This is a genomic window from Ruegeria sp. BK1, from assembly GCF_056535645.1.
The window spans coordinates 2,049,541-2,069,671 of the sequence record NZ_JBQFIS010000001.1 but is presented as its reverse complement, the minus strand read 5'-3'; the positions used below and the strand labels follow the sequence as shown (position 1 = coordinate 2,069,671).

General features: G+C 54.5%; 22 protein-coding genes. 16 read left to right on the top strand and 6 right to left on the bottom strand.

Going from position 1 to position 20,131, the window contains the following annotated elements:
* Positions 1-318 precede the first annotated feature (318 nt).
* Entirely contained in the window at positions 319-696 is a 378-nt protein-coding gene (locus ACR3E7_RS10405; protein WP_480505669.1) for a SnoaL-like domain-containing protein, read from the top strand.
* Between the two features lie 88 nt (positions 697-784).
* Positions 785-1,630 carry a universal stress protein gene (locus tag ACR3E7_RS10400; RefSeq protein WP_480505671.1) on the top strand — a complete coding sequence of 282 codons (846 nt, stop codon included), beginning with the start codon at positions 785-787 and terminating at the stop codon, positions 1,628-1,630.
* Positions 1,631-1,685: 55 nt separating this feature from the next.
* Here the strand turns inward: ACR3E7_RS10400 and ACR3E7_RS10395 are convergent, their stop codons facing one another.
* A complete protein-coding gene (locus ACR3E7_RS10395) occupies positions 1,686-2,249 on the bottom strand; it encodes a flavodoxin domain-containing protein (RefSeq protein WP_480505673.1) in 564 nt (187 codons plus the stop codon).
* A 327-nt stretch (positions 2,250-2,576) separates the two neighbouring features.
* On the bottom strand, positions 2,577-3,881 hold the full coding sequence (locus ACR3E7_RS10390) for a ferredoxin reductase family protein (RefSeq protein WP_480505675.1): 1,305 nt from the start codon (positions 3,879-3,881) through the stop codon (positions 2,577-2,579).
* Positions 3,882-4,161: 280 nt separating this feature from the next.
* Between ACR3E7_RS10390 and ACR3E7_RS10385 the strand changes: the two genes are divergently transcribed.
* Together ACR3E7_RS10385 and ACR3E7_RS10380 are read left to right on the top strand one after the other, a co-directional pair.
* Positions 4,162-4,665 (top strand): Hsp20/alpha crystallin family protein, encoded by a 504-nt coding sequence (locus ACR3E7_RS10385; RefSeq protein WP_480505677.1) that lies wholly within the window; start codon positions 4,162-4,164, stop codon positions 4,663-4,665.
* A gap of 220 nt (positions 4,666-4,885) precedes the next feature.
* Positions 4,886-6,478, top strand: coding sequence for a trypsin-like peptidase domain-containing protein (locus tag ACR3E7_RS10380; protein ID WP_480719404.1), 1,593 nt, complete (start codon positions 4,886-4,888; stop codon positions 6,476-6,478).
* Here the strand turns inward: ACR3E7_RS10380 and ACR3E7_RS10375 are convergent, their stop codons facing one another.
* Together ACR3E7_RS10375 and ACR3E7_RS10370 are read right to left on the bottom strand one after the other, a co-directional pair.
* Positions 6,479-8,095 (bottom strand): MFS transporter, encoded by a 1,617-nt coding sequence (locus ACR3E7_RS10375; RefSeq protein WP_480505681.1) that lies wholly within the window; start codon positions 8,093-8,095, stop codon positions 6,479-6,481.
* 43 nt (positions 8,096-8,138) lie between these two features.
* Positions 8,139-9,359 carry an APC family permease gene (locus ACR3E7_RS10370; protein WP_480505683.1) on the bottom strand — a complete coding sequence of 407 codons (1,221 nt, stop codon included), beginning with the start codon at positions 9,357-9,359 and terminating at the stop codon, positions 8,139-8,141.
* 437 nt (positions 9,360-9,796) lie between these two features.
* On the opposite strand from ACR3E7_RS10370, the gene ACR3E7_RS10365 reads away from it, so the two are divergent.
* Both ACR3E7_RS10365 and ACR3E7_RS10360 read left to right on the top strand, forming a co-directional pair.
* Positions 9,797-11,401 (top strand): Na/Pi cotransporter family protein, encoded by a 1,605-nt coding sequence (locus tag ACR3E7_RS10365; RefSeq protein WP_480505685.1) that lies wholly within the window; start codon positions 9,797-9,799, stop codon positions 11,399-11,401.
* Between the two features lie 114 nt (positions 11,402-11,515).
* Positions 11,516-11,923 (top strand): c-type cytochrome, encoded by a 408-nt coding sequence (locus ACR3E7_RS10360; RefSeq protein WP_170791643.1) that lies wholly within the window; start codon positions 11,516-11,518, stop codon positions 11,921-11,923.
* On the opposite strand, the gene ACR3E7_RS10355 is transcribed toward ACR3E7_RS10360, so the two are convergent.
* The gene (locus ACR3E7_RS10355; RefSeq protein WP_480505688.1) at positions 11,924-13,096 is read right to left on the bottom strand and encodes a cation:proton antiporter; all 1,173 of its coding nucleotides are present in this window, start codon (positions 13,094-13,096) and stop codon (positions 11,924-11,926) included. It lies immediately after the preceding gene.
* A 199-nt stretch (positions 13,097-13,295) separates the two neighbouring features.
* Here ACR3E7_RS10355 and ACR3E7_RS10350 point away from each other — a divergent pair, with 199 nt between their 5' ends.
* The 6 genes from ACR3E7_RS10350 (at position 13,296) to ACR3E7_RS10325 (ending at position 17,536) form a co-directional block, all read left to right on the top strand.
* Complete coding sequence (locus ACR3E7_RS10350; protein WP_480505689.1) at positions 13,296-13,745, top strand: phasin family protein; 450 nt, start codon at positions 13,296-13,298, stop codon at positions 13,743-13,745.
* A 57-nt stretch (positions 13,746-13,802) separates the two neighbouring features.
* Entirely contained in the window at positions 13,803-14,210 is a 408-nt protein-coding gene (locus ACR3E7_RS10345) for a universal stress protein (RefSeq protein ID WP_480505691.1), read from the top strand.
* Between the two features lie 706 nt (positions 14,211-14,916).
* Positions 14,917-15,795, top strand: a complete 879-nt coding sequence (locus tag ACR3E7_RS10340; RefSeq protein WP_480505692.1) for a LysR family transcriptional regulator — start codon at positions 14,917-14,919, stop codon at positions 15,793-15,795.
* Entirely contained in the window at positions 15,792-16,700 is a 909-nt protein-coding gene (locus tag ACR3E7_RS10335) for a DMT family transporter (RefSeq protein ID WP_480505694.1), read from the top strand. The genes ACR3E7_RS10340 and ACR3E7_RS10335 overlap by 4 nt, the downstream gene beginning before the upstream one ends.
* A 64-nt stretch (positions 16,701-16,764) precedes the next feature.
* Complete coding sequence (locus ACR3E7_RS10330) at positions 16,765-17,043, top strand: hypothetical protein (protein WP_480505696.1); 279 nt, start codon at positions 16,765-16,767, stop codon at positions 17,041-17,043.
* Positions 17,044-17,122: 79 nt separating this feature from the next.
* Positions 17,123-17,536: a universal stress protein gene (locus tag ACR3E7_RS10325; RefSeq protein WP_480505698.1), complete on the top strand. Its 414-nt coding sequence runs from the start codon at positions 17,123-17,125 to the stop codon at positions 17,534-17,536.
* A gap of 5 nt (positions 17,537-17,541) precedes the next feature.
* Here the strand turns inward: ACR3E7_RS10325 and ACR3E7_RS10320 are convergent, their stop codons facing one another.
* A complete protein-coding gene (locus ACR3E7_RS10320) occupies positions 17,542-17,874 on the bottom strand; it encodes an ArsR/SmtB family transcription factor (protein WP_170775386.1) in 333 nt (110 codons plus the stop codon).
* Between the two features lie 231 nt (positions 17,875-18,105).
* On the opposite strand from ACR3E7_RS10320, the gene ACR3E7_RS10315 reads away from it, so the two are divergent.
* The 4 genes from ACR3E7_RS10315 (at position 18,106) to ACR3E7_RS10300 (ending at position 20,131) form a co-directional block, all read left to right on the top strand.
* Positions 18,106-18,438, top strand: coding sequence for an AtpZ/AtpI family protein (locus ACR3E7_RS10315; RefSeq protein WP_480505700.1), 333 nt, complete (start codon positions 18,106-18,108; stop codon positions 18,436-18,438).
* 2 nt (positions 18,439-18,440) lie between these two features.
* On the top strand, positions 18,441-19,199 hold the full coding sequence (locus ACR3E7_RS10310; protein ID WP_170356118.1) for a F0F1 ATP synthase subunit A: 759 nt from the start codon (positions 18,441-18,443) through the stop codon (positions 19,197-19,199).
* A gap of 69 nt (positions 19,200-19,268) precedes the next feature.
* Positions 19,269-19,493 (top strand): F0F1 ATP synthase subunit C, encoded by a 225-nt coding sequence (locus ACR3E7_RS10305; protein ID WP_005981269.1) that lies wholly within the window; start codon positions 19,269-19,271, stop codon positions 19,491-19,493.
* Between the two features lie 86 nt (positions 19,494-19,579).
* The gene (locus ACR3E7_RS10300; protein ID WP_480505701.1) at positions 19,580-20,131 is read left to right on the top strand and encodes a F0F1 ATP synthase subunit B'; all 552 of its coding nucleotides are present in this window, start codon (positions 19,580-19,582) and stop codon (positions 20,129-20,131) included.

The window sequence follows — 20,131 nt, the reverse complement described above, 5'->3', positions numbered from 1 at the left end:
ACCCATTCAGTTTACGCGCCGCTTTGTCCCGCTCGGACTGTAGACGGGTCCGGGCTACCTCCGCTGTGCCTGCTTCCGCGTTGGCGGCTTCGCTGAAGGACTTGATAAAAGCTGCCACTGCGTCGGGCTGCATCAGACTCTGACGAAGCAAATCCAGAACGGCGTCTTCCAGGGCATTGCAGCGAATAGATTGCCTATGCGAACAAGTGCCGAGTTTGCGAGCGGCGCCCGGCTGTTAGGGAGATACGCTCATTGATCCTTGTCAAGATAAGCGCGGGGAAGACGTGGTACAGTCAATGGTAATCTAGGGGGAAATTCATGGAAGAGTTAGTTGAAATCGGAAGATCGCTCGTCCAGTCCATGCGTGAGCGCAGAGGCCTTGGAAGTGTTGATGAAATGTATGCCGAAAACGCTCAATCGATTGAGGCAGTTGTGCCTCCGGTCAGACAGTTCCGCGTTTCTAAGGGGCGAGAAGCCATCAAGGGGAAGAGAGAAGATTGGTTGGCCTCGCACGAAATCCAGGAACTCGACGTGGATGGCCCTTATGTCCACCCGCCCAACCGTTTTGGAGTGCGCTTCAGGGCTGAAGTGATTCAGAAGGCTACCGGAGAGCGTATGACCCTGCGCGAGATCGCTGTGTATTCAGTGGCAGAAGGCAAGATTGTGCTGGAAGAGTTCTTCATGCTGCCGAAGTAAGAATCGCGACCGACAACATTGTTTCTTTGTTGACCTAGTCAGTGCACACGAGTCTTGGACGAAGTGAAATCCCGGACGGAGGTCGGGAATGCAACACAGAACAGTGGTATATTATGTAGGAGTCGATGCTGACGATGCGTCGATATTGGAATGCGCGGAAACTGCCCGTACCCAGAACGGCCACTTGAATTGCGTAGTGATCGCAGCTTTACCTAAACTGCCTTACCTAAAGTATGGATCAAACAGGTTCGTTGAGGCGGGTCTTCCTTCAAACTGGTTGGATGTCCTTAACGCAAGAAATGCTGCCTTGAAGTCCCGCGCCACCGAAGTTGAAGCGCTTCTGGCCGCGCGGGGTGTATCGGCAAATGTAAACGCCTTTATTGGATCTGGAACAGAGTTACAGCATCTTGTGGCAGGCCAAGCCAAACGCTGTGATATCGCCTTTCTTGACGCTGAGTTGCGAAAAGATCCCGATTTGTTTCATAAGGTCGCGTACGGAGTATTGTTCCATTCACCGGTCGCCCTGATGATCAATGGAGACCCGTTTGCCCAACGTGAACGCATTGTTTTGGCATGGAATGATAGCCTGCCTGCGTCCAGGGCTGCGCATTTAGCTTTACCCTTTTTTCTGGCGGCCAAGGAAGTTGTGGTTGGGTGTTTTGATTTGCGGTCGTCTGATGACGTCGAAGGCGAAGAGCCTGGAACTGAGGTTGCTGGATGGCTCCGTCATCACGGTTGCAAAGTGACCGTGTCGCAGTTTCCATGTGGTGGGGACTCGATCGAACACTGCATTCAGGATCGCGCAACAGAATTGGGGGCCGATCTCGTTGTTATGGGCGCTTATGGGCATTCCCATCTGCGTGAGTCACTCTTTGGTGGAACGACGCAAGCAATGTTGGAGCAGACAGGGTTGCCAGTGCTTTTCGGACACTGATGAAGTGAACCGGCGACTGTGATTTTCTGGTAAGTACGAGAGTAGCCAGCTGTTACTAGGATATCGCTTGAGATTGATGCTGATTGGCCCGGCCGTTTCCACCAAGGAAATCTATCACAATAGACGTTAATTCGTCCCAATCAGTAAACTCCCGCGCTCCATCTCGTGGATCGATTTTTCGACCCAGCAAGACGACGTGTTTTAGGATTTCCCTCTCAAAATATCCGTAGCTTTCGGGCCTCACCGCGCCTGCGATCAATGCCGTCGCATTTGGTTCCAATCCTGTTCGCATAAGCATTTCTTTGAGATAGTCGCGCGCTTCCTCTCGACCTGAAGCAAAAGCTGCCTTTAGACCGACGGAAAGCACGAGAGATTTTCGTTTCATTAAGGCATCTCTATTTGACGCGACATAAGCCTCAAAGGACTCGGGGTGCCTACGCTCGTGGACCGGAGCCAAGAGAATGACCTTGGCCACATCGTCAAGCGACACGTGGTCGTGCATTTCGTCAGTATTGATCAGCCGTGTGTTGAAGCCGGCTTCCTTCACGATATCGCCGATGAAACGCGCAATCTTTGCCGTCTGACCTTCGACTGTAGCGAAGGCGATGAGTACGGTCATTCCGATCCTCCCATAAATCGGTCTGAATAGATTTCCAATTATGAATAAGTGGTGTGTGTTGCCCTTGATCTCCATCAAAGGCGTTACTTGGGAGAGTTGTGGTGCGTCCTGTCTGTCCAAGCAAAGCTTGTTTTTAAGGAAATTCGTAACGGCATGCATCTGCAAGAAAATCTGCCTTTTTTCGGCTGGCAATTACAAGGCTAGCCAAGGCCCAATGGTCCGTATGGCTACCTTAAGGAAAAGGCCAAGACAGCGACAAAGATTGCAAAGTTGATAAACCACACTGCGAATTTCACCTGTTGGCGTGCGGGCAGGTTTCTAAGCAATCTAATCATAGTCGAACCTTTCAGACAAAATCCGATGGGGCGCGGTGCCCCGCGTGATCAGATGATCTTCCACGGCGTCCATCATGGCAGGCGGGCCGCAGAGAACAAAAAGCCAGCTTTCAAATTGTTCAGAAGACAAATTGCGGTCCAACAGGGGACCGTCGATTAAACCTGTTTCTCCTGACCAATCCTTTGGCGGTTCGGATAGAACAAATACAGTTTCTTCCTTGGACAACTCCTGAGGATAAACAATCTGCTCCTCCACGCGGTTGCCATAGATAAGCTTGAGATCCCGCTGTGTATCACTCAACCGAACCTGTCGCGTGATGCTCAACATCGGCGCGATACCCACACCACCTGCGATCAGAACGATGCCTTTCTCAGGACGGTGGCTGATCGACAAATTTCCGTGTGGGGCATCCAGATAGACCGGGGTGCACGGAGCAATTTGTCCGAGACCGCATGTGAAATCCCCAAGTTCCTTAATCACAAAGGACACTTCGGGGCCTTCAGCTGGTGCTGAACTAATCGAGAATGGGTTTTCGTGCAGCGAGAAAGCACTGTGGCCGACATTTAGCCAAGCAAACTGCCCTGCTTCGAAAGTTAGTCCGGTGTGACCATCGGGCTTGAGGCGCAACTCCCATTGCCTCGGTGTTAGTCGAGACACAGAAGTAACGCGCCACGGCCTTTTCCTCTGACGCAAAGGGTGAACGAGATAGACATACAGCAAGGTCCCTACAGCAATAGTGGTCAGGGCAAGCCAGAGAAACGTCATTAGCGGATGTCCACCGTAGCGCCCAGCATAGACCGTGTGGTGCAACAGCAGGCAGGCAATCACCAAGGCTCCCAGCCCGTGCAAGAGGCGCCATGTCTCGTACTTGTAATCAAGGGATTTACGGGCAATTGCCGAGGCGACCAGAATGAACAGTAAAAAATATGCGCCGATGCCCGACGCCAGGGCAGAAAAGTCGGTCGAAATAGTAAGTTGACTTGTTTCATCCCACGGGCGGCGTCCGCCAGATGGCGTACCCTGGTACAGCAGCGGGTGTATTAGCGCGAAGCCAAGCGCTGTACGCGCCATCATCTGATGCACCCGCATGGTCACATCCATACCCAGACCGGAAGAGATGAATCTGAACCGCCCAGACAGCAAGAACTCAACTAGTATTATTGAAAAAGCAAGCATTCCAAGCCCGGACGCGAGCTCTTGATGAAATGATCGCGGTTGCCATCCCAGAGACCAGGAAAACCCCAAGGGGGTCAAGATCAGCAAAACGTACATCAGCGCCAGATAAGGCCATTTCATACGGCTTTGCTCCAAATTTCTAAAGGTAAGCAACCCGGGCTCATTCAGAATAAACGCTAAGCTGACATGGGGCTCCGATCAAGACTACTGAGATTGGTCTGAATTGCGGCAAGACAGGGCAAGTATGTTTGCCGACTGTTCCCGTTTCTGTTCGTCCGGTCGGTACGTGCGATCTGGCTAAAGCCGAGGCTGCATGCTTGCGCAAGATCAAGGTCATTGACCGCTTTTCCTGTCATAATATTGCGCGCGCGAAATCCGACCAAAGGAGGAGGCTCAAAAAATGCTAGAAGACAAAAAGTCCCCGCAACTTTTCACTGGAACGCATCCGCTCTCCGACGATTTTCGACGTGAAATGGAAACTCTGATGTCGCGGTTTTTTGGGGGAGGATCGCCTTTCCTACCCATGGAAACGGCTGCGCAACGCACGGGTTTTCCGTCTCTTGATATGACAGGCGCGATATCTCCGGCAATCGATGTCCAAGAGACGGATTCTGCGATAGTCCTTACGGCTGAATTGCCGGGGCTCGAAGAGGATGATGTGGAAATTGAAATCAAGGATCGCAGGCTAATCCTGCGCGGTCAGAAGAAGATTGCGCATGACGAAACGGGCGATCTGCGTGTCAGCGAAAGAAGCTACGGCAGCTTTTCCAGAGCCATGTCGCTGCCAGATACTGTGGAAGTCGACAAGGTTTCAGCAACATTCGACAAGGGTGTTCTGCGTATTCAAATGCCGAAGAGTGAGCCTCAGGATCCAAGCCGTAAGATCAAGGTATCGTCGAAATAGACAGACTGTTGGCGTGATGCGGTGCTTGAAAATGCCAAAGCAGAGGGCCGATCATGGATCGGCCTTCTTCGAACTGTGGTCTGATAGTTGTTTTTGGTTGAATCCGGGCAGACATCGCAGGTGCTTGTTTAAATGAGCTTTTTTGTACATTCGCGTCAAACCATGGGTTTGGTGTTGCGGCGTGGTAGAATGCCCTCACGCGTTTGGATAGGGGGCCACAATGCGCAAACCAAAAGTGAGCGACATGATACCCTCAGTGAATGGTGGTGAAGGCGAGGTGCGGGCCTTTCTGGAGAGCCTTACAGGTCCATCGCGCGGAAACGTGAACTGGCTTGTCGACAATGCCCTGACTGTCTCTGTTAGTGAAGGCAGGGTGCTAAGCCTGCGTCTTAAAGAGGACCTGCCTCCTCATGACAACGATATAGCTACCCTTCAGTGGGCTGACGATCGTTACACGATAACCGCTACAGCGGGACGCAATCTGTGGGTGAACGGGCAAAAAACTTCTTCGACGTCTCTTAATCATGGTGACATGATTGAGTTCGGAGAAAAGGGCCCCATGTCTCGGTACAGGTTGTGCGATCACTCATTTCCCGCGCACCATACAGTCGAGGATATCCTCAGCGACGCATATGCTTATACCCGAACGAGCCGTCGACCCTTCGCCAAAAAGATGTCTGGTGCCCTGCGCGACGGCGGGTGGCGGCTTGCGTCTCAGACCACGATACTTTTCAGGATCACAGTACTTGCAACGCTCCTTTTGATCGCGGGGTTTGGGTATCTTCTTTACCAAAACGATCGGCGTTTGGCGGACAGTATCGAACAGGAGTCCCGCAAGATCGAAGCGGTCGCGGTTATGCTCGCCCAGACGCGAGAAGATGCACTTACGCCTGATGACTTGGCTTCTTTGCGTGACGCTTTTGAGAACCAGGTTCTGTCGACCGAGCAGCGTCTTGGAACCTTGGAACAGCGGGCCGGAGCCCCCACGCGGGTCATCGCTGCCTCGGCCCGATCCGTCGCTTTCCTTCAGGGGGCCTATGGATTGCGTCACGTGGAAAGCGGGAAGATATTGCGGCATGTATTGGGACCGAACGGAGAAAACCTGAAAACCCCATTCGGCCAGCCTTGGATCGAACCGGATGGGGCCGGCGAACCTGCAGAATTTCAGTTCACCGGAACCGGGTTTTTGATTGCTGGCGTACCGTTAATGACTACCAACCGCCATGTTGCTTTGCCTTGGACTTCGGGGAACCGAGAGAAAGCATTGAGTGACGCTGGTCTTGAGCCTGAGATGTTGAGGCTGCTGGCCTATTTGCCTGATCAAACGGAACCAATAGAGGCGCGTTTGGTTCGGTTCAGCGAAGCGGCAGACTTGGCGATTTTGGCAGTTGAGCCAAGCCGCGTTCAGGACCTCGGAATTCCTTTAGCAGACGCCGCGTCGCGCGTCGGTGAAGAGCTGTATCTATTGGGGTATCCAACGGGTTTGAAAGCTTTGATTGCGCAGGCTGGTCCGGGCTTTCTAGAGGATCTGGAGGCAGAAGGAACGCTGAACTTTTGGTCGATCGCGTCCCGGCTTTCTACTCAAAGCAAGATTCACCCACTGGCAAGCCGGGGGATCGTTGCACGGACAAGTGAGAGTGCCATCGTTTACGACGCCGAGACCACGACCGGTGGGAGCGGGGGGCCAGCATTGAATCGGCGGGGCGAGGTCGTTGCCATCAATGCTGCGATCCTGCCCGAATTTGGTGGCTCAAACATCGGCGTCCCGGTTTCACATCTCAGAGCTCTGCTAGAAGAGGTCGAAAGCCAGTGACTATTCGCTCGTTCGGAAGCGCGAGTTTTGAACAAAGAACACAGTGGCCAGTGGAACGATCACTGAGATCACGGCCACGGAGATCAGCAAGTATCCAAGTTGACTGTAGTCTGCGGTTGAAGTGACCTCACCGGTCTCAGGGTTGGTGACAGCGCGTGTGACGACGTATGTCTGGTTGAGGTACTTGGTGCTGAGGCTGCTGGCCGACAATGCCATGTTTGTGAACGATGCCATCACCGCAAAAAAGGTCGCTTTCAACTGAACGGGTGCATTGCGGGCGATCCAAGCCAACATCGGGACCATGGCGATCTGCCCAAGCGGCGATTCAACGGCTGTATCAAGAATGGCGATGAACCTTGCATCGACAACTCCGCCGGTACGCGCGGCTGTCCATTCATGTACGCCGTAGTAGAGGGCAAGGTTTGGCAGGGCGAGAACGCCTGCAGCGATTGTCAGCAATACGACCACATGCGCAATGGAACGGTTGGCCATAAACGGTCGGAGAACAATTAACCCCAGCAACGCCAGCAGCGAAGTCAATAAAGCCAGGATTGCCAGGAACTGTTCATCGAACCCCAGTTCATCGATTTCAAACCAAGTCAGGCCTGGCCCTGGTAGCGGCATGGCACGGAAAACAAAAATGATTGTTGCCGTCCCGATCAGGGCCTTGGCTTGGGCTGGTTCCAGCTCCTTCAGCAGACGCGACATCAGGTACAGAATTACCGTCAAAGAAACTGCAAAAACAGTCTCTTGCGCAAATTCAAAATCTGCGGTTCCCAGCACGATGCTAAGCAAAACGAATGCAAAGCCACCCAGCAAAATGGACCATTTGACTTCTGTGACTTCATCCGGTGTGTGGGGCGGATGACCCCGCCTGGCAAGTTGACGCTGGATCAAGCTGTGAAGAACGACCCCGCTGACCGACAACACCGGGATGGCCAGAGCTATCAGGTACACTTGGCCATAAAGCGCAAGGCGCTCGGATTTTTGCAGACCATCAGTTCCAGAGAAAATCCAGATGTTCACAGCCGCAACCGCCGCAAACCCGGAAATGATCGAAACTCTGCCCAAGGTTTGCATTGTCGTGTGCTGTGCACGGGTTTCTTCAGGCGTAAACGGGAGGCCGTGCTGGTTAACCTTGGGGACCGCTTCGACCGTCATGGCATCCGCAACTACGTCTTGAATGGCATAGCCTGAAGGCGCCAGCAGCAGGGCTAGGACATACCAGTCTTCCAGTGGCATGAAATTGGACATCACGGCAGGCGCGGTCACGAGACCGTACATTGTGAGCAAAGACAACGTGATCAGGGATGCGCCAAACAGGATCAGCAGGGACTTCCAGCGCCAAAACAGGTCCACGACATGACCAAGCGGCATTTTGAGGATCCAAGGGATGCCGGCCCAAAATGCCAGTCCTGCAACGAAAGAGGCGGATAAATCAAGATAGTCTTTTAGGAAAAAAGCGCCGACGACCGAGGTCAGGCCGGACACGCCGGCCGCGAAATAGACCATTAATGGCGGCAAATAGGACCATTGCAGCTGCTGAACCAGATCCACAAAGGTTCTATGCCACCAGCCCGAGAGTTTTGATCTTATGGAAGTTTGGTCGGTCGTCATATGCCGTGGTAGCTCTTGGAAGCCTTTGGGTCGATGTATTTAGTTAGAGAAATCCAGATCCGAAAAGCAATGCACTGGTGATCACGCCAAGGATCGGTACCACAAGAGGAACGCGGAAGTGCTTGACAGCCTCGTCCGGCCGCATCTTCAGCAGGATCAGAGAAATGTTGACGAGCACAAAGACGCCCAGAACGATCTGGGATGTGCGCTCTGCCAGAGTACCAATCGGCATAGTTTGGGTCAGCAGTACGATGATCGCGACGACCAGCAAAGTAGCAACAACTGGTGTCTGCGTTGCTTTCGGGACAATCGCCAGAACCTTCGGCAGATGGTCACGGTCAGCGAGTCCGTAGATCACCCGCGAGGCCATAATCATCTGGATCAGTACGCCATTGACCGTCGCTACAATCGCGACCGCGGAAAAGCCCTGTTTAATCATCTCAGGGGCGTTTGAGAACACAAGCGCGAGAGGTGCTGCGGACGTCGAAAGAACATCAATCGGAACAACAAGTAGGACCGTCATTGAAGTTCCCAGATACAACACGGTTGCCAGAACGAGCGTTAGCAAAATCGCTTTTGGGATGGTGTGCACTGGGTCTTTCACCTCTTCCGCGACATTGGCCATGTCCTCGAAGCCAACAAATGCAAAGAAGGCGAGAAGCGATGCCGCGAAAATACCTCTCCACGCGTCGAGTTCCAGCGGGGGAAGCATCGAACTTACCCCGTATCCCTGCGGATCCTGAATCGACATGCCCCAGCCGATCACAAAGAGAAGACCTGCGATCTCGATGATCGTGATGACAGCCGCAACAAAGACTGACTCGGTGATCCCCCAAAGCGCGATTAGACCCATGACCAAAACGACGCTGACGGTCAAAACAGGGATCGTAAAACCGGTCAAAGCATGAAGGTATGATGCTGCGCCAATTGCAACGGCAGAGGCGGAGATAACGCCTGAGGCTGCCACCGCAAGCCCAACGAAAACCGCCATCCATCTTTTCTGAAATCCCGCTTCAACATAGGCCGCTTCACCTGCGCTCACAGGAAATCGAGTTGCGAGTTCTGCATAGGAAAGCGCGGTGAGCGATACGACGAGGGCGGCTACGACGAACGACAAGGCCGCAAACGGTCCGGCAATGTCTGCTGTTGCACCGACTAAAACGTAAATGCCCGCTCCGACCGTTACCCCAAGGCCATAAAGCGTGAGCAACGGGGTAGTAAGAGCCCGTCTGAGTTTCTGTTCGTTTGGATCAACAGAGTTCATAAGTGTTTCCAACAACTGCCGATTCAGAACATCGCCAGTGGCGTCCTTCTCGTTTTCGTCCGCGATTAGCGGAACGGATTAATCCGATGGTCAATGCTGCATCGAAGGCCTTGTGTTTCAATGTCTGGGCGCGTTGGGCACCGATCGATTAACTGGGGGCTCGCCACCACTCCTGCCGAGCCCCCTTGGGTGGAGCTTCCGCTCCGACAAAATTCCGTTCACCTTTGTGTTTGCTTGGGGACAGGTCGGTGAACGTAGACACGTTAAAACATTCGTATTTCACTATGTGATTCATTATGATGCTTTGATCTATGTCAACCAACTCGGGGGGGCGGGTCTGCGAGGCTGAGTGCAAACCACCTGTCGTTTGCCGTCGGACTTAAAGGCAAAGCAAACACGTTAGGCGGTTTGAGATTTAGGGTGGAAAGCAATTCGTGATGTTCTGGAACCTGTTACCGGCCTTAGGCGGCATCGGCCTGTTCCTTGTCGGCATGCTGTTGATGACCGACGGTTTGAAGACTTTGGCAGGGGCGAAATTGCGAGATATTCTGGGCCGGTTCACGTCGACACCGTTTACCGGGGCTGTAACAGGTGCAGTCACGACAGCTGCAATCCAATCTTCCAGTGCGACCACCGTTGCGGCCGTTGGATTTGTCGCGTCTGGTCTGCTCACGTTTCCCCAAGCGCTTGGGATCATCTTTGGGGCCAATATCGGAACGACCATGACAGGTTGGCTCGTCGCGCTCTTGGGGTTCAAGCTGGACCTGGGGCAAGTGATGTTGCCTGTTGTTTTTTTTGGGGCTTTGCTGGCGCTTTCAGGAAGAAAAGCGGTTTCCGGCCTTGGGTTGGCATTGGCCGGGTTCAGTCTGATTTTCATTGGGATCGAACAACTCAAATCCGGGTTGGACGCATTTCAGGGCGTAGTTACTCCTGCCGATTTTCCACCAGACACACTGCTGGGCAGGTTGAAGCTTGTACTGATCGGCGTCCTCATCACGATGGTGACGCAGTCTTCGAGTGCTGGCGTTGCAACGGCGTTAGCTGCGTTGAGCGCCGGTGCTGTGAACTTCCCCCAAGCGGCGGCTCTGGTCATTGGAATGGACGTGGGGACAACTTTCACCGCTGTTTTGGCAACCTTTGGCGGTGGGACGATGGCGCGCCGCACCGGTTTTGCTCATGTGATCTACAATGTGATGACAGGGGCACTGGCATTTTTCCTGCTGGGGCCGTTTACTGCAGTCTTTGTAAGCGGGTCGGGGGCTGGAAGCTCTCTGACTGCGCTTGTCGCTTTCCATAGCTTCTTCAACGCCATAGGCGTGGCGCTGATCCTGCCGTTCGCGAAACCCTTCGCCAGATTTGTCGAGGCCCTCGTACCCAACAAAGGGGCTGAGTTGACGAGATCTTTGGATCCTCTCGTCCTCGGGATGCCAGAAATAGCTGTGGGCGCAGCAAAAGTTGCAGTCGAACAAATTGTAAGGGCCGAAGTGGCGCACCTTCGGTCATGTATCGGGGCATCTCAGCCAAGCGGACCCGATTATGGACGGGGCAGCATTCAGACTGCTGTATCGGAAGCGCGCTCGTACCTAGACAAGATTGAACTGCCCAGCAGGTCCGACGCAGAGATATCCAGCATCAAGGGTATGTACCATGTCCTCGACCATCTTGACCGACTGCTTTACCGGTGTAGCCAAGATGATCGGATAAGCGAGTTACCAAAAGACCAGCGTTTGAAGCGGCTTGCTTCGGTGTTGATTGCAGCAACTGGTAGCTATTTGGAGATCGACAATCCAGTGCAGTGCGAAAACACGCTGAACCGCGTTCGCCGTTTTTTGCGACGACAGAGGAAACTTCGCAGAGACCTGCTCATCTCTGACGCTGCAACTGACAGTCTACCGGACGATGTGGTGTGGGCTCGGCTGGATGCTCTCAGATGGTTGCATCGTGTGTCTTATCACCTCTGGCGAATTCGCTGGCACATGAACGCACTGGAAGGAGTGCCGTCAGGGCGCGATAGTGGTGAGCTCAACGAAGAAATGGCGTAGATGGCGGCTGGCCTGGATTAGACTCGGCGCGTGCAACATGAGCAAGGTCAAAGACGTTCCGTAACTGTGCTGTCTAATAGGATCATCATTTGTGGCAGCGATTTGGAGGAGAATATGCGGTCGTATCGAGGGATTTTACTGGCACTGTTCGCCACGGGGCCTGCACAAGCGCAGGAGGTCAGCGTCAGCGAAGGAAGTGAATTGTACCGAACGTATTGCTGGCAATGTCACGGTTTCGAAGCAACCGGAGACGGGCCAATGGCCGAAATGCTGGCTATTCGAACACCTGACCTTACCAAATTGGCTGGTGAGAACGGCGGTGTGTTTCCGATAGATCGCATAGCTGAACAGATTGATGGCCGTTCACAATTGCTCGCTCATGGCGGCGAAATGCCAATCTTTGGTGCGGTGTTTGAGACAGACCAACAAATTGCGGTGGCTTTGCCTAGTGGGCAACCAATGATGGTAGGTTTGCCGTTGGCGAATTTGCTCGCCTTTCTTGAATCGATCCAGTCTGAATAGTCACGGACCAATCGGTTCATCCGTGTCAGCCGTTCGTCTGATTGACATAAGTGTCAAAGGCGGCCCCAACACCTCGAAGGCAACTGTACTGGCCAGGGTAAAGGCCATGATCGACGCGGCCCAATTCGGAAATTGCTCTCCGGCGACAAGGGCCATTCCGACCGCGACACCGGCCTGTGGTAACAAAGCGGGACCAAACCAACCGGCCTGACGGCGAGGCAGGCCGCCAAGTCTCGCTCCGCAGTAACCTCCGACAAGGCGGGCTACGGCGCGCAAGATCAGGAAAAGTGCACCAGCCCAGCCCATTAAGCCAAAGGCTTCAATATCCAACGTGGCGCCAGCCAGCAGGAAGAACAGGATCATGAATGGCCACTGAATGTGCTCGATCTCATGAAAAGCACGGTCGTGATGGCGGGCAAGATTCCCGATCACTGCGCCCGCAACCATGCCTGCTACCAAGAATGAGACCTCCAGCCAAAGCGCGAGGCCCGCTGTCAGAAAGACTATGCCCACTGCTTCTGCCTGCATTGGCTCTCCCGGTTTCAAGCGGCCGGTCAGGTAAGCGGATGGCACGCCTAGTGCGGCACCCAACAAAATAGCCCCTCCGAAATCCCACATCGCTGTGGTCGTGACTGTGGCCCAACCATCCGAATGACCGGCCAGAACTAAGGCGATGCTGAAAACGATCAGACCCCAAGCGTCATCAATTGCGACGACGCCCTTTAATGTCTCGGTGAAGCTGTTGGACACCCCAGATTGATTGATCACGTCTGTCATGGCGGCCGGAGCTGTAGCCGTAGCAATTGCCGCCAGCACCAACGCCAACCCGAAGGGCACGCCAATTGCGGTCAGTCCAGCAGACACAATAGCAAGGGTTGCAACCACGATTGAAATTGAAATCGTAAGGATGGCTCGACCATGCCTAACCAGGTTCTCGCGGGTCAAAGAACCTCCAAGAAGAAACGCGACCATCGTCAAGGCCACAATGGAAATCTCGTCGAACCACATTGCAACTTCTAGTGGGATCAAACCAATTCCGGCGTTCCCTGCGATCAGGCCGAGGAAAAGTAAGGTTGTAACACGAGGAAGATGCGTGGCCCGGCCAAGTTGGTCAGCCGCCAATCCGGCAAGGAAGAGGATGCCAAGGGTAATCAGAAAGCCGGCAATGTGCATAGAAAACCAAGCGTTAAGTTCTTGTCTAGACTACTCTAACTCCAACACTGCCCGCTAGGAACCGGTGTCGGAGAGAATGCGAATGTCCCGTCGCAGCCTAAGCTGAAGATCCTAAAAATAGGGATATTGATCTGTATTAAGGCGAAAGCGCGCAGCAGGTGGCACAATAGCTCATTCAGGAAACGAGGAGGAATTTTCGATGCCGACAAAGAAATCTAGCACAAATAGCTCGACCTCACTTGTGGATGTTTTCAAGCAAATGCAGCCGCCCATGTCTGACAATCCGGCCTTCGGCGCCCAGATCGAACAATTTTGGGACGCGCAAGAAAAATTGCTCGAAGAAACAGAGGCCTTTGCGCAGCATTGGTTCGAACGGCGTCACGAGGCGGTTCGGACGGCTCTACAAGCTGCACGCAAAGTGTCTTCCGCGAACCCGTCCGATCCAACGAAAGCGCTTCAGAGTATGACGGAATGGCAGCGCCATTCGGCTGAGCGGTTGGTTGCCGACGCGCAGGAATGGTTCGAAACCGTGTCCCGCTGTGCATCTTATGTCACTGAAACCGAAGTTGCAGCTGTTGAGAAAACAGTTGATGACGTTGCAGCCGCTACAAAGAGTGCCGGGAAATCTTCAAAGTCCGAACCTGTTTAGGGTTCGTGCTGCCGAAAAACCAAACTGAAATCATCGGAGCAGTAGATAGGAGGTCAAATGTACAAGAACATCCTGATCCCGGTTGCTCTGGACCAAGAACACGACACACAAGCGTCCTTTGCAGCCGCGCGCCAATTGGCCGATGCAGACGCCGTTTTTACCGTGGTACACGTTCAAGAGCCAATTCCCCCTTATGTGGGATCTCAGATTCCCAGCGAAGTACTCGCAAATACACGGCATGAAATCTTGGAAAACCTGCATCAGACTGCCTCTGAAATTCCAGGCGCGAAGGCTTGGCTCATCTCTGGGCACGCGGGCAGGGCTATTGTCGACTTTGCAAACGAGTGCGATGCAGATTGCATCGTCTTGGCATCGCACAAGCCTGGTTTTGAGGACATATTCTTGGGTTCCACTGCGAACAGAGTCGTGCATCACGCAAGGTGTTCGGTTCATGTAATTCGTTGATCCAAAGTCAGCTGTGTGACGCCCTTATTGGCTGGCCCAATACTTAGTGAGCCAAATCAGATCGAAAGAATTGGCAGTTGAGCCAAAGAACCCTCGGACTGCAGCGACATGTTTTTTGCAATTTACGTGCGGTTTCGAATTTGTTGGAGCGCTGGATTACTTTATTGCGAAGAGCAGTTGCCGATCGGTCGTTAGGAGACTTTCGACACTTGGGTTGTCTCAGCGCCAAAGACTTCGCCTTTCTTGACGCAAAGCTGTTTGATGAAGGCCAAATCCTGCACCCACTACCAATACTCCAGTTCGAATATCTAACGTTTAGCCTCGTACAGCGCCGGGGCCTTTTACGTTCGCGCCAACACCACCAGAAGAACCGTGGGTCGTGGTTGACGCTAGTGAAGACTGGGCGGTTTACATTCAGTTGCTAACTCGGTCTTTCAAAAAAGACGATATCTATACTGATCTTCTGCAAGTGCAGTTTTTTACTAAGCTTTCAGGCCTTATGCATTGGTCAAGAAGAACGCCGCTTCCACCTCTAGTGTTCGGGTTTGCGGTTTGGGCAAGGCCCATCCGGGATTCGACATAGTCAATATCTCGACCAGAAAAACGCCCAGCGATCAGAAAACACTAAACCATGCCCCTTCGCCACCTTGCAAAATTTTGTTACACCCAATTTGAGTGTTGAAATTTGCACAATAGGCAAGATGCAATGGAAAACTGGGACGAAGTGAAAACCGCCTATCAGGTGGCGCGAATGGGCACGGTTAGCGGTGCGGCGGACGTGCTGGGCGTGCATCATGCGACGGTGATCCGTCATATTGATGCGATCGAAGCGCGGTTGGGGGTTAAGTTGTTTCAGCGTCACGCGCGGGGCTACACGCCGACCGAAGCGGGTGAGGATCTTTTGCGGGTTGCGCAGGCGACCGAAGATCAGTTCAATCAGTTGGTGGGGCGGATGAAGGGGCGTGGTGACGACGTTTCGGGCGAGTTGGTGGTTACGTCACTGTCGTCGCTGGCGCCGTTGATCGTCCCGGTGCTGAGCGCATTCCAGAGACTGCATCCCGATCTGATTGTCCGCTACCTGACCGGGGATCGCTTGTTCCGACTTGAATATGGCGAGGCGCATGTGGCTATCCGCGCGGGCTCGGCCCCGGATCAACCGGACAACGTGGTGCAGCCCTTCATGCGGCAGGAGGTCGGACTGTACGCGAGCACCTCCTATCTTGAGCAACATGGAAGGCCCTCCGGGATTGAGGATTTCCCTAACCACTATTTCGTCAGCACGGATGATGAAAACAGCCGGGCGCCTTTTTCAAAATGGTTGCGTGAAACCGTGCCCGTCGAACGGATCACATTTCGCTGCACGAATAATTTCTGCATACGCGAGGCGGTTCTGTCCGGTGCCGGGATCGGCTTTATGGCCAGGTGGGAGGCTGCGCGTGATCCAAACCTTGTCGAGGTGATTGAACCGTTGCCCGAGTGGTTCGGCAATCTGTGGCTGGTAACGCATGTGGATTTGCACCGCACCACCAAGGTGCAGGCATTTCTGTCCTACCTGAAAGAGCAGTCCAAGGATTGGCAAACATGAGCCCACAGGCACGGGGCCATCTGGCCATGCTGACATTCTCGGCACTGGTCGCTGGCAGTTTTTCCCTTGGGGCAATGATCGCAAACCAAATCTCGCCTGTCGCGGTTACAGCGGCGCGGTTCGCAATTGCAGCGCTGGTGATTGGTGCCGCTGCGTTGGCCACGACCGGGGTGCCCCGATCTGCTGCGCGGGCCCCGTGGCGGTACCTTGTTTTGGGCGGGTTGTTCGGCACCTATTTCGTATTGATGTTCGTCGGTCTGAAAACTGCACCACCGGTTAGTGCTGCGGCGGTCTTTACGCTGACCCCGGTTCTTTCGGCCTTGGCGGGCTGGGTCTTGTTACAGCAGGTGACGACCCCACGTATGGCACTGGCTCTGGTTATCGGAGCAACAGGAGCGTTGTGGGTGATTTTCCGAGCCGACTGGCAGGCCTTTATGGCGTTTCAGGTCGACCGGGGCGAGATCATCTACTTTTGGGGTTGTGTCGCTCACGCAATCTATACGCCGATGGTGCGAAAGCTGAACCGGGGTGAGCCTGCTGTGGTCTTTTCCTTTGGCACTATGGTCGCGGGTTGCCTCTTGCTGTCGCTATACGGCTGGAAGGACATAGCGGCGACGGATTGGGCAAGCCTGTCTTTGTTCATCTGGTTGGTCATTCTGTATCTGTCTGTCTTTGCCACGGCGGCCAGTTTCGTGCTGGTGCAATATTCGGCGCTGCGTCTGCCCTCGGCCAAGGTAATGGCCTACACCTATCTCGTACCAAGTTGGGTCATCTTGTGGGAGATTGCTTTGGGCCAGAAAGCCCCCGCCTTGCTGGTCGGGGTAGGGGCCGTGCTGACCGTTGTCGCGCTGGTTCTGTTGCTGAAATCCGAAGAAACGCAGGAGGCTGCGCCCGTTACCAAATGACTGTTGTGCTTGGAACAAGATATGAGACTGTAGAGCGGATACAGGTCAGATCAGAGGCGCCTTGATGAAAGCGTTTTTCCCGTTCGCTGCGATGGCGATACTGACTGCGTGCACGCCGCCGCAGCCCCCCAGCGGCGTCATCAACGAAGCCGACCTGCAAGCCAGTTGCGAGGCGCTGGTCGCGGCGGAATCCGGCATACGAGCAAGCGGTATTTCCGCGCGTCCCACTCAGTTTGAGGCGACAGGTTCGATCACCTTGGTAGATGTTCAGGGGGTATCTGCGCCTTGGCTGTGCCTTGCGGATGTGACGGGTGTAGTGACAGGTGTTGAGCCGGGCGCCTAGGCCTGCCGGTGCCCTTTGAGGCAGATCAAAGTTGTTACATTCGAGTTTCCCTATGCTTTGAGCAGAGGAGGAATTCACTATGTATGACCACATCATGTTCCCAGTTGATCTGCACCTGCCGCCCACGGTTCAGAAAGCTGCCGAGGTCGCCGCAGCGGTCGCCAAGTGGCAAAGCGCCAAGATTACTGTTGTCAGCGTCACCGGAATTCAACCCGGTGACCCCGTGCAGCCTGACGCGATGGTCAACGAAGATCTGCGCAACTTTGCCGATCAACTCGCTGAAAAAAGCGGGTCCGAAGTTGACTTTCGCAACATCCACTCGGTCGATGTCGGTGCTGAATTGGATGGCGACCTGACGCGCGCAGCGGATGAGATTGGCGCGGACCTAATCGTGGTGGGCACGCATGCGCCACGGATCATGGACTACATCTTTTCCAGCCATGCCGGCTATCTGGCAACGCACGCCTCCATTTCGGTCTTTGTTGTCCGTTAGGCGGTTCAATCCTCGCCCGAGGGAAGTTCAACTTCCAGAAATCGTTCGAACGCGTCCAGATTGACGGGTTCGAACTGCCCAAAACCTTGCATCCAAACCGAAGCCGTCCGCAAGGCATCCGGTTCCAGTTTGCACCATTTCACCCGCCCCCGTTTTTCCTGGCTGATCAATCCCGCCTTGGTCAGGATCACCAGGTGTTTCGAGATCGCCGCAAGCGACATCTCGAACGGTTCGGCCACGTCGGTCACGGCCATATCGTCCTCCAGCAACATCGCAAGGATGGCGCGGCGGGTCGGGTCGGCGAGGGCTGCGAATACTGTGTCGAGATCGTTGGACATGTCTTCGCTGAACCACAGCGTCAGGGCTTGGTCAACCATTTGGTTAAATATGCGGATTCAGGCGTATCCGTGCCGGACCTTTAATCCACTTCCGTTTTGGGTCTGGCGGTGAAAAGATTTTAATAATAAAAATCAAATACTTAAATGATCTGTGGGTGCGACCTATACACCGTTGACTCTGTGCCCGCATCGCCTTAGCACCCTACCCAAGACTGTGCGAGGGAAACGCCCGTGACCGATGATGACCAAAAGCAGCGTATGGCGCAGCTGGAGGCCAAGATCGACGCGGCGAAAAAGGCCAAACAGCCCCCCAAACGCGCAGACAATGACATATCCGGCGGCGAGCTTGCCTGGAGGATGGTCATCGAAATGGTTTCCGGTCTGGGGATCGGATTTGGCATCGGATACGGGCTGGACAGCCTGCTCGGGACGATCCCGATCTTTCTGGTGCTGTTTACATTGCTGGGCCTTGTCGCGGGCGTGAAGGTTATGCTCCGCAGCGCGAAAGAGGTCCAAGAGAAACAAACGGCGGCGACGGCTGCCGAGAAGGACGAGAGGGACTGAACGTGGCAACCGAGACCACCGCAGCAGAAGGCAGCAGCCTGGTATTCCACCCGATGGACCAGTTCATCGTCAAACCGTTGTTCGGCGACGGCGCAGTGGGCATGTTCACCATTACCAACGTGACGCTGTGGCTGTTCTTTGCGATCGTTGCGATTGTTCTGCTGCTAATCGTGCCGACCTCGAAGCGCGCGATTGTTCCGACCCGGATGCAGTCGGTGGCCGAACTGGCCTATGGCTTCATCTACAAGATGCTGGAAGACATTTGCGGCAAGGAAGGCGTCAAGTTCTTCCCCTATGTCATGACCCTGTTCATGTTCATCGTGACCGCGAACTTCCTGGGCCTGATCCCGACCTCGTTCACAACCACATCGCATTTCGCCGTGACCATCCCGCTGGCGCTGGCTGTCTTCCTGACCGTCACCATCCTGGGCTTTGTCAAGAACGGCGCGGGCTTCCTGAGCCTGTTCTGGGTCTCCAGCGCCCCGATGGCGCTGCGCCCGATCCTGGCGATCATCGAGCTGATCTCGTACTTTGTGCGTCCGGTCAGCCACTCCATTCGTCTGGCCGGTAACGTCATGGCGGGCCACGCGGTGATCAAGGTGTTCGCAGGTTTTGCCGCGATTGCTGTGATCTCGCCCGTGTCGGTTCTGGCGATCACCGCAATGTACGGTCTCGAGGTCTTGGTGGCCTTTATCCAGGCCTACGTATTCACCATTCTGACCTGTGTTTACCTTAAGGACGCTCTGCATCCGCATCACTGATCGGGTCTTGCACCCAGCACAGGAACGATAACCCAACATCGAAACTTCCAATTCGTAAGGAGATACATCATGGAAGGCGATCTCGCACACATCGGCGCAGGCCTGGCAGCAATCGGTTCCGGCGCAGCCGCAATCGGGGTGGGCAACGTTGCAGGCAACTTCCTAGCCGGCGCCCTGCGCAACCCTTCGGCGGCTGCTTCGCAGACCGCAACCCTGTTCATCGGTATCGCATTCGCAGAAGCCCTGGGGATCTTCGCATTCCTGGTCTCGCTGCTGCTGATGTTCGCCGTCTAATCTGCGGAACCTGATCCTTACGCGCAGGTGGGTCCAAGCCATAGCGGCCCACCTGTTGTAAAGACAACGTTCCGACGGAGGACATCATGGCGACTGAACCCCTAGCCAAAGAAGTAGCAGGCACCTGTGTTGACTCGTACGGGTCGGCCATCGGGATGCCGCAGCTCTGCTTTGATTGGTTCCCCAACCAGATTTTCTGGCTGGTCATCACGCTGGTCGTCATCTTTCTGGTCCTGTCCCGCGTGGCTCTGCCCCGCATCGCGGCAATCCTGGCCGAGCGTCAGGGGACCATTACAAATGACCTGGCTGCGGCCGAAGATCTGAAGGCCAAGGCGGTCGAGGCTGAAGAGGCCTATAACAAGGCGCTGGCCGATGCCCGTGCCGAAGCGCAGCGTATCGCTGCCGAGGCGCGTGCCGAAATCCAGTCTGGTCTGGATGACGCGATTGCAAAGGCAGATGCTGAAATCGCTGCAAAAGCAGCTGAATCGGAAAAGGCAATTGCCGACATCCGTGTCGGTGCGCTGGAAAGTATTCAAGTGGTTGCCAAGGATACGGCAACTGAACTGGTCACAGCACTGGGCGGCGAGGCGGATGCCAAAGCCATCGACGGTGCCGTTGACGCGCAGATGAAAGGATAA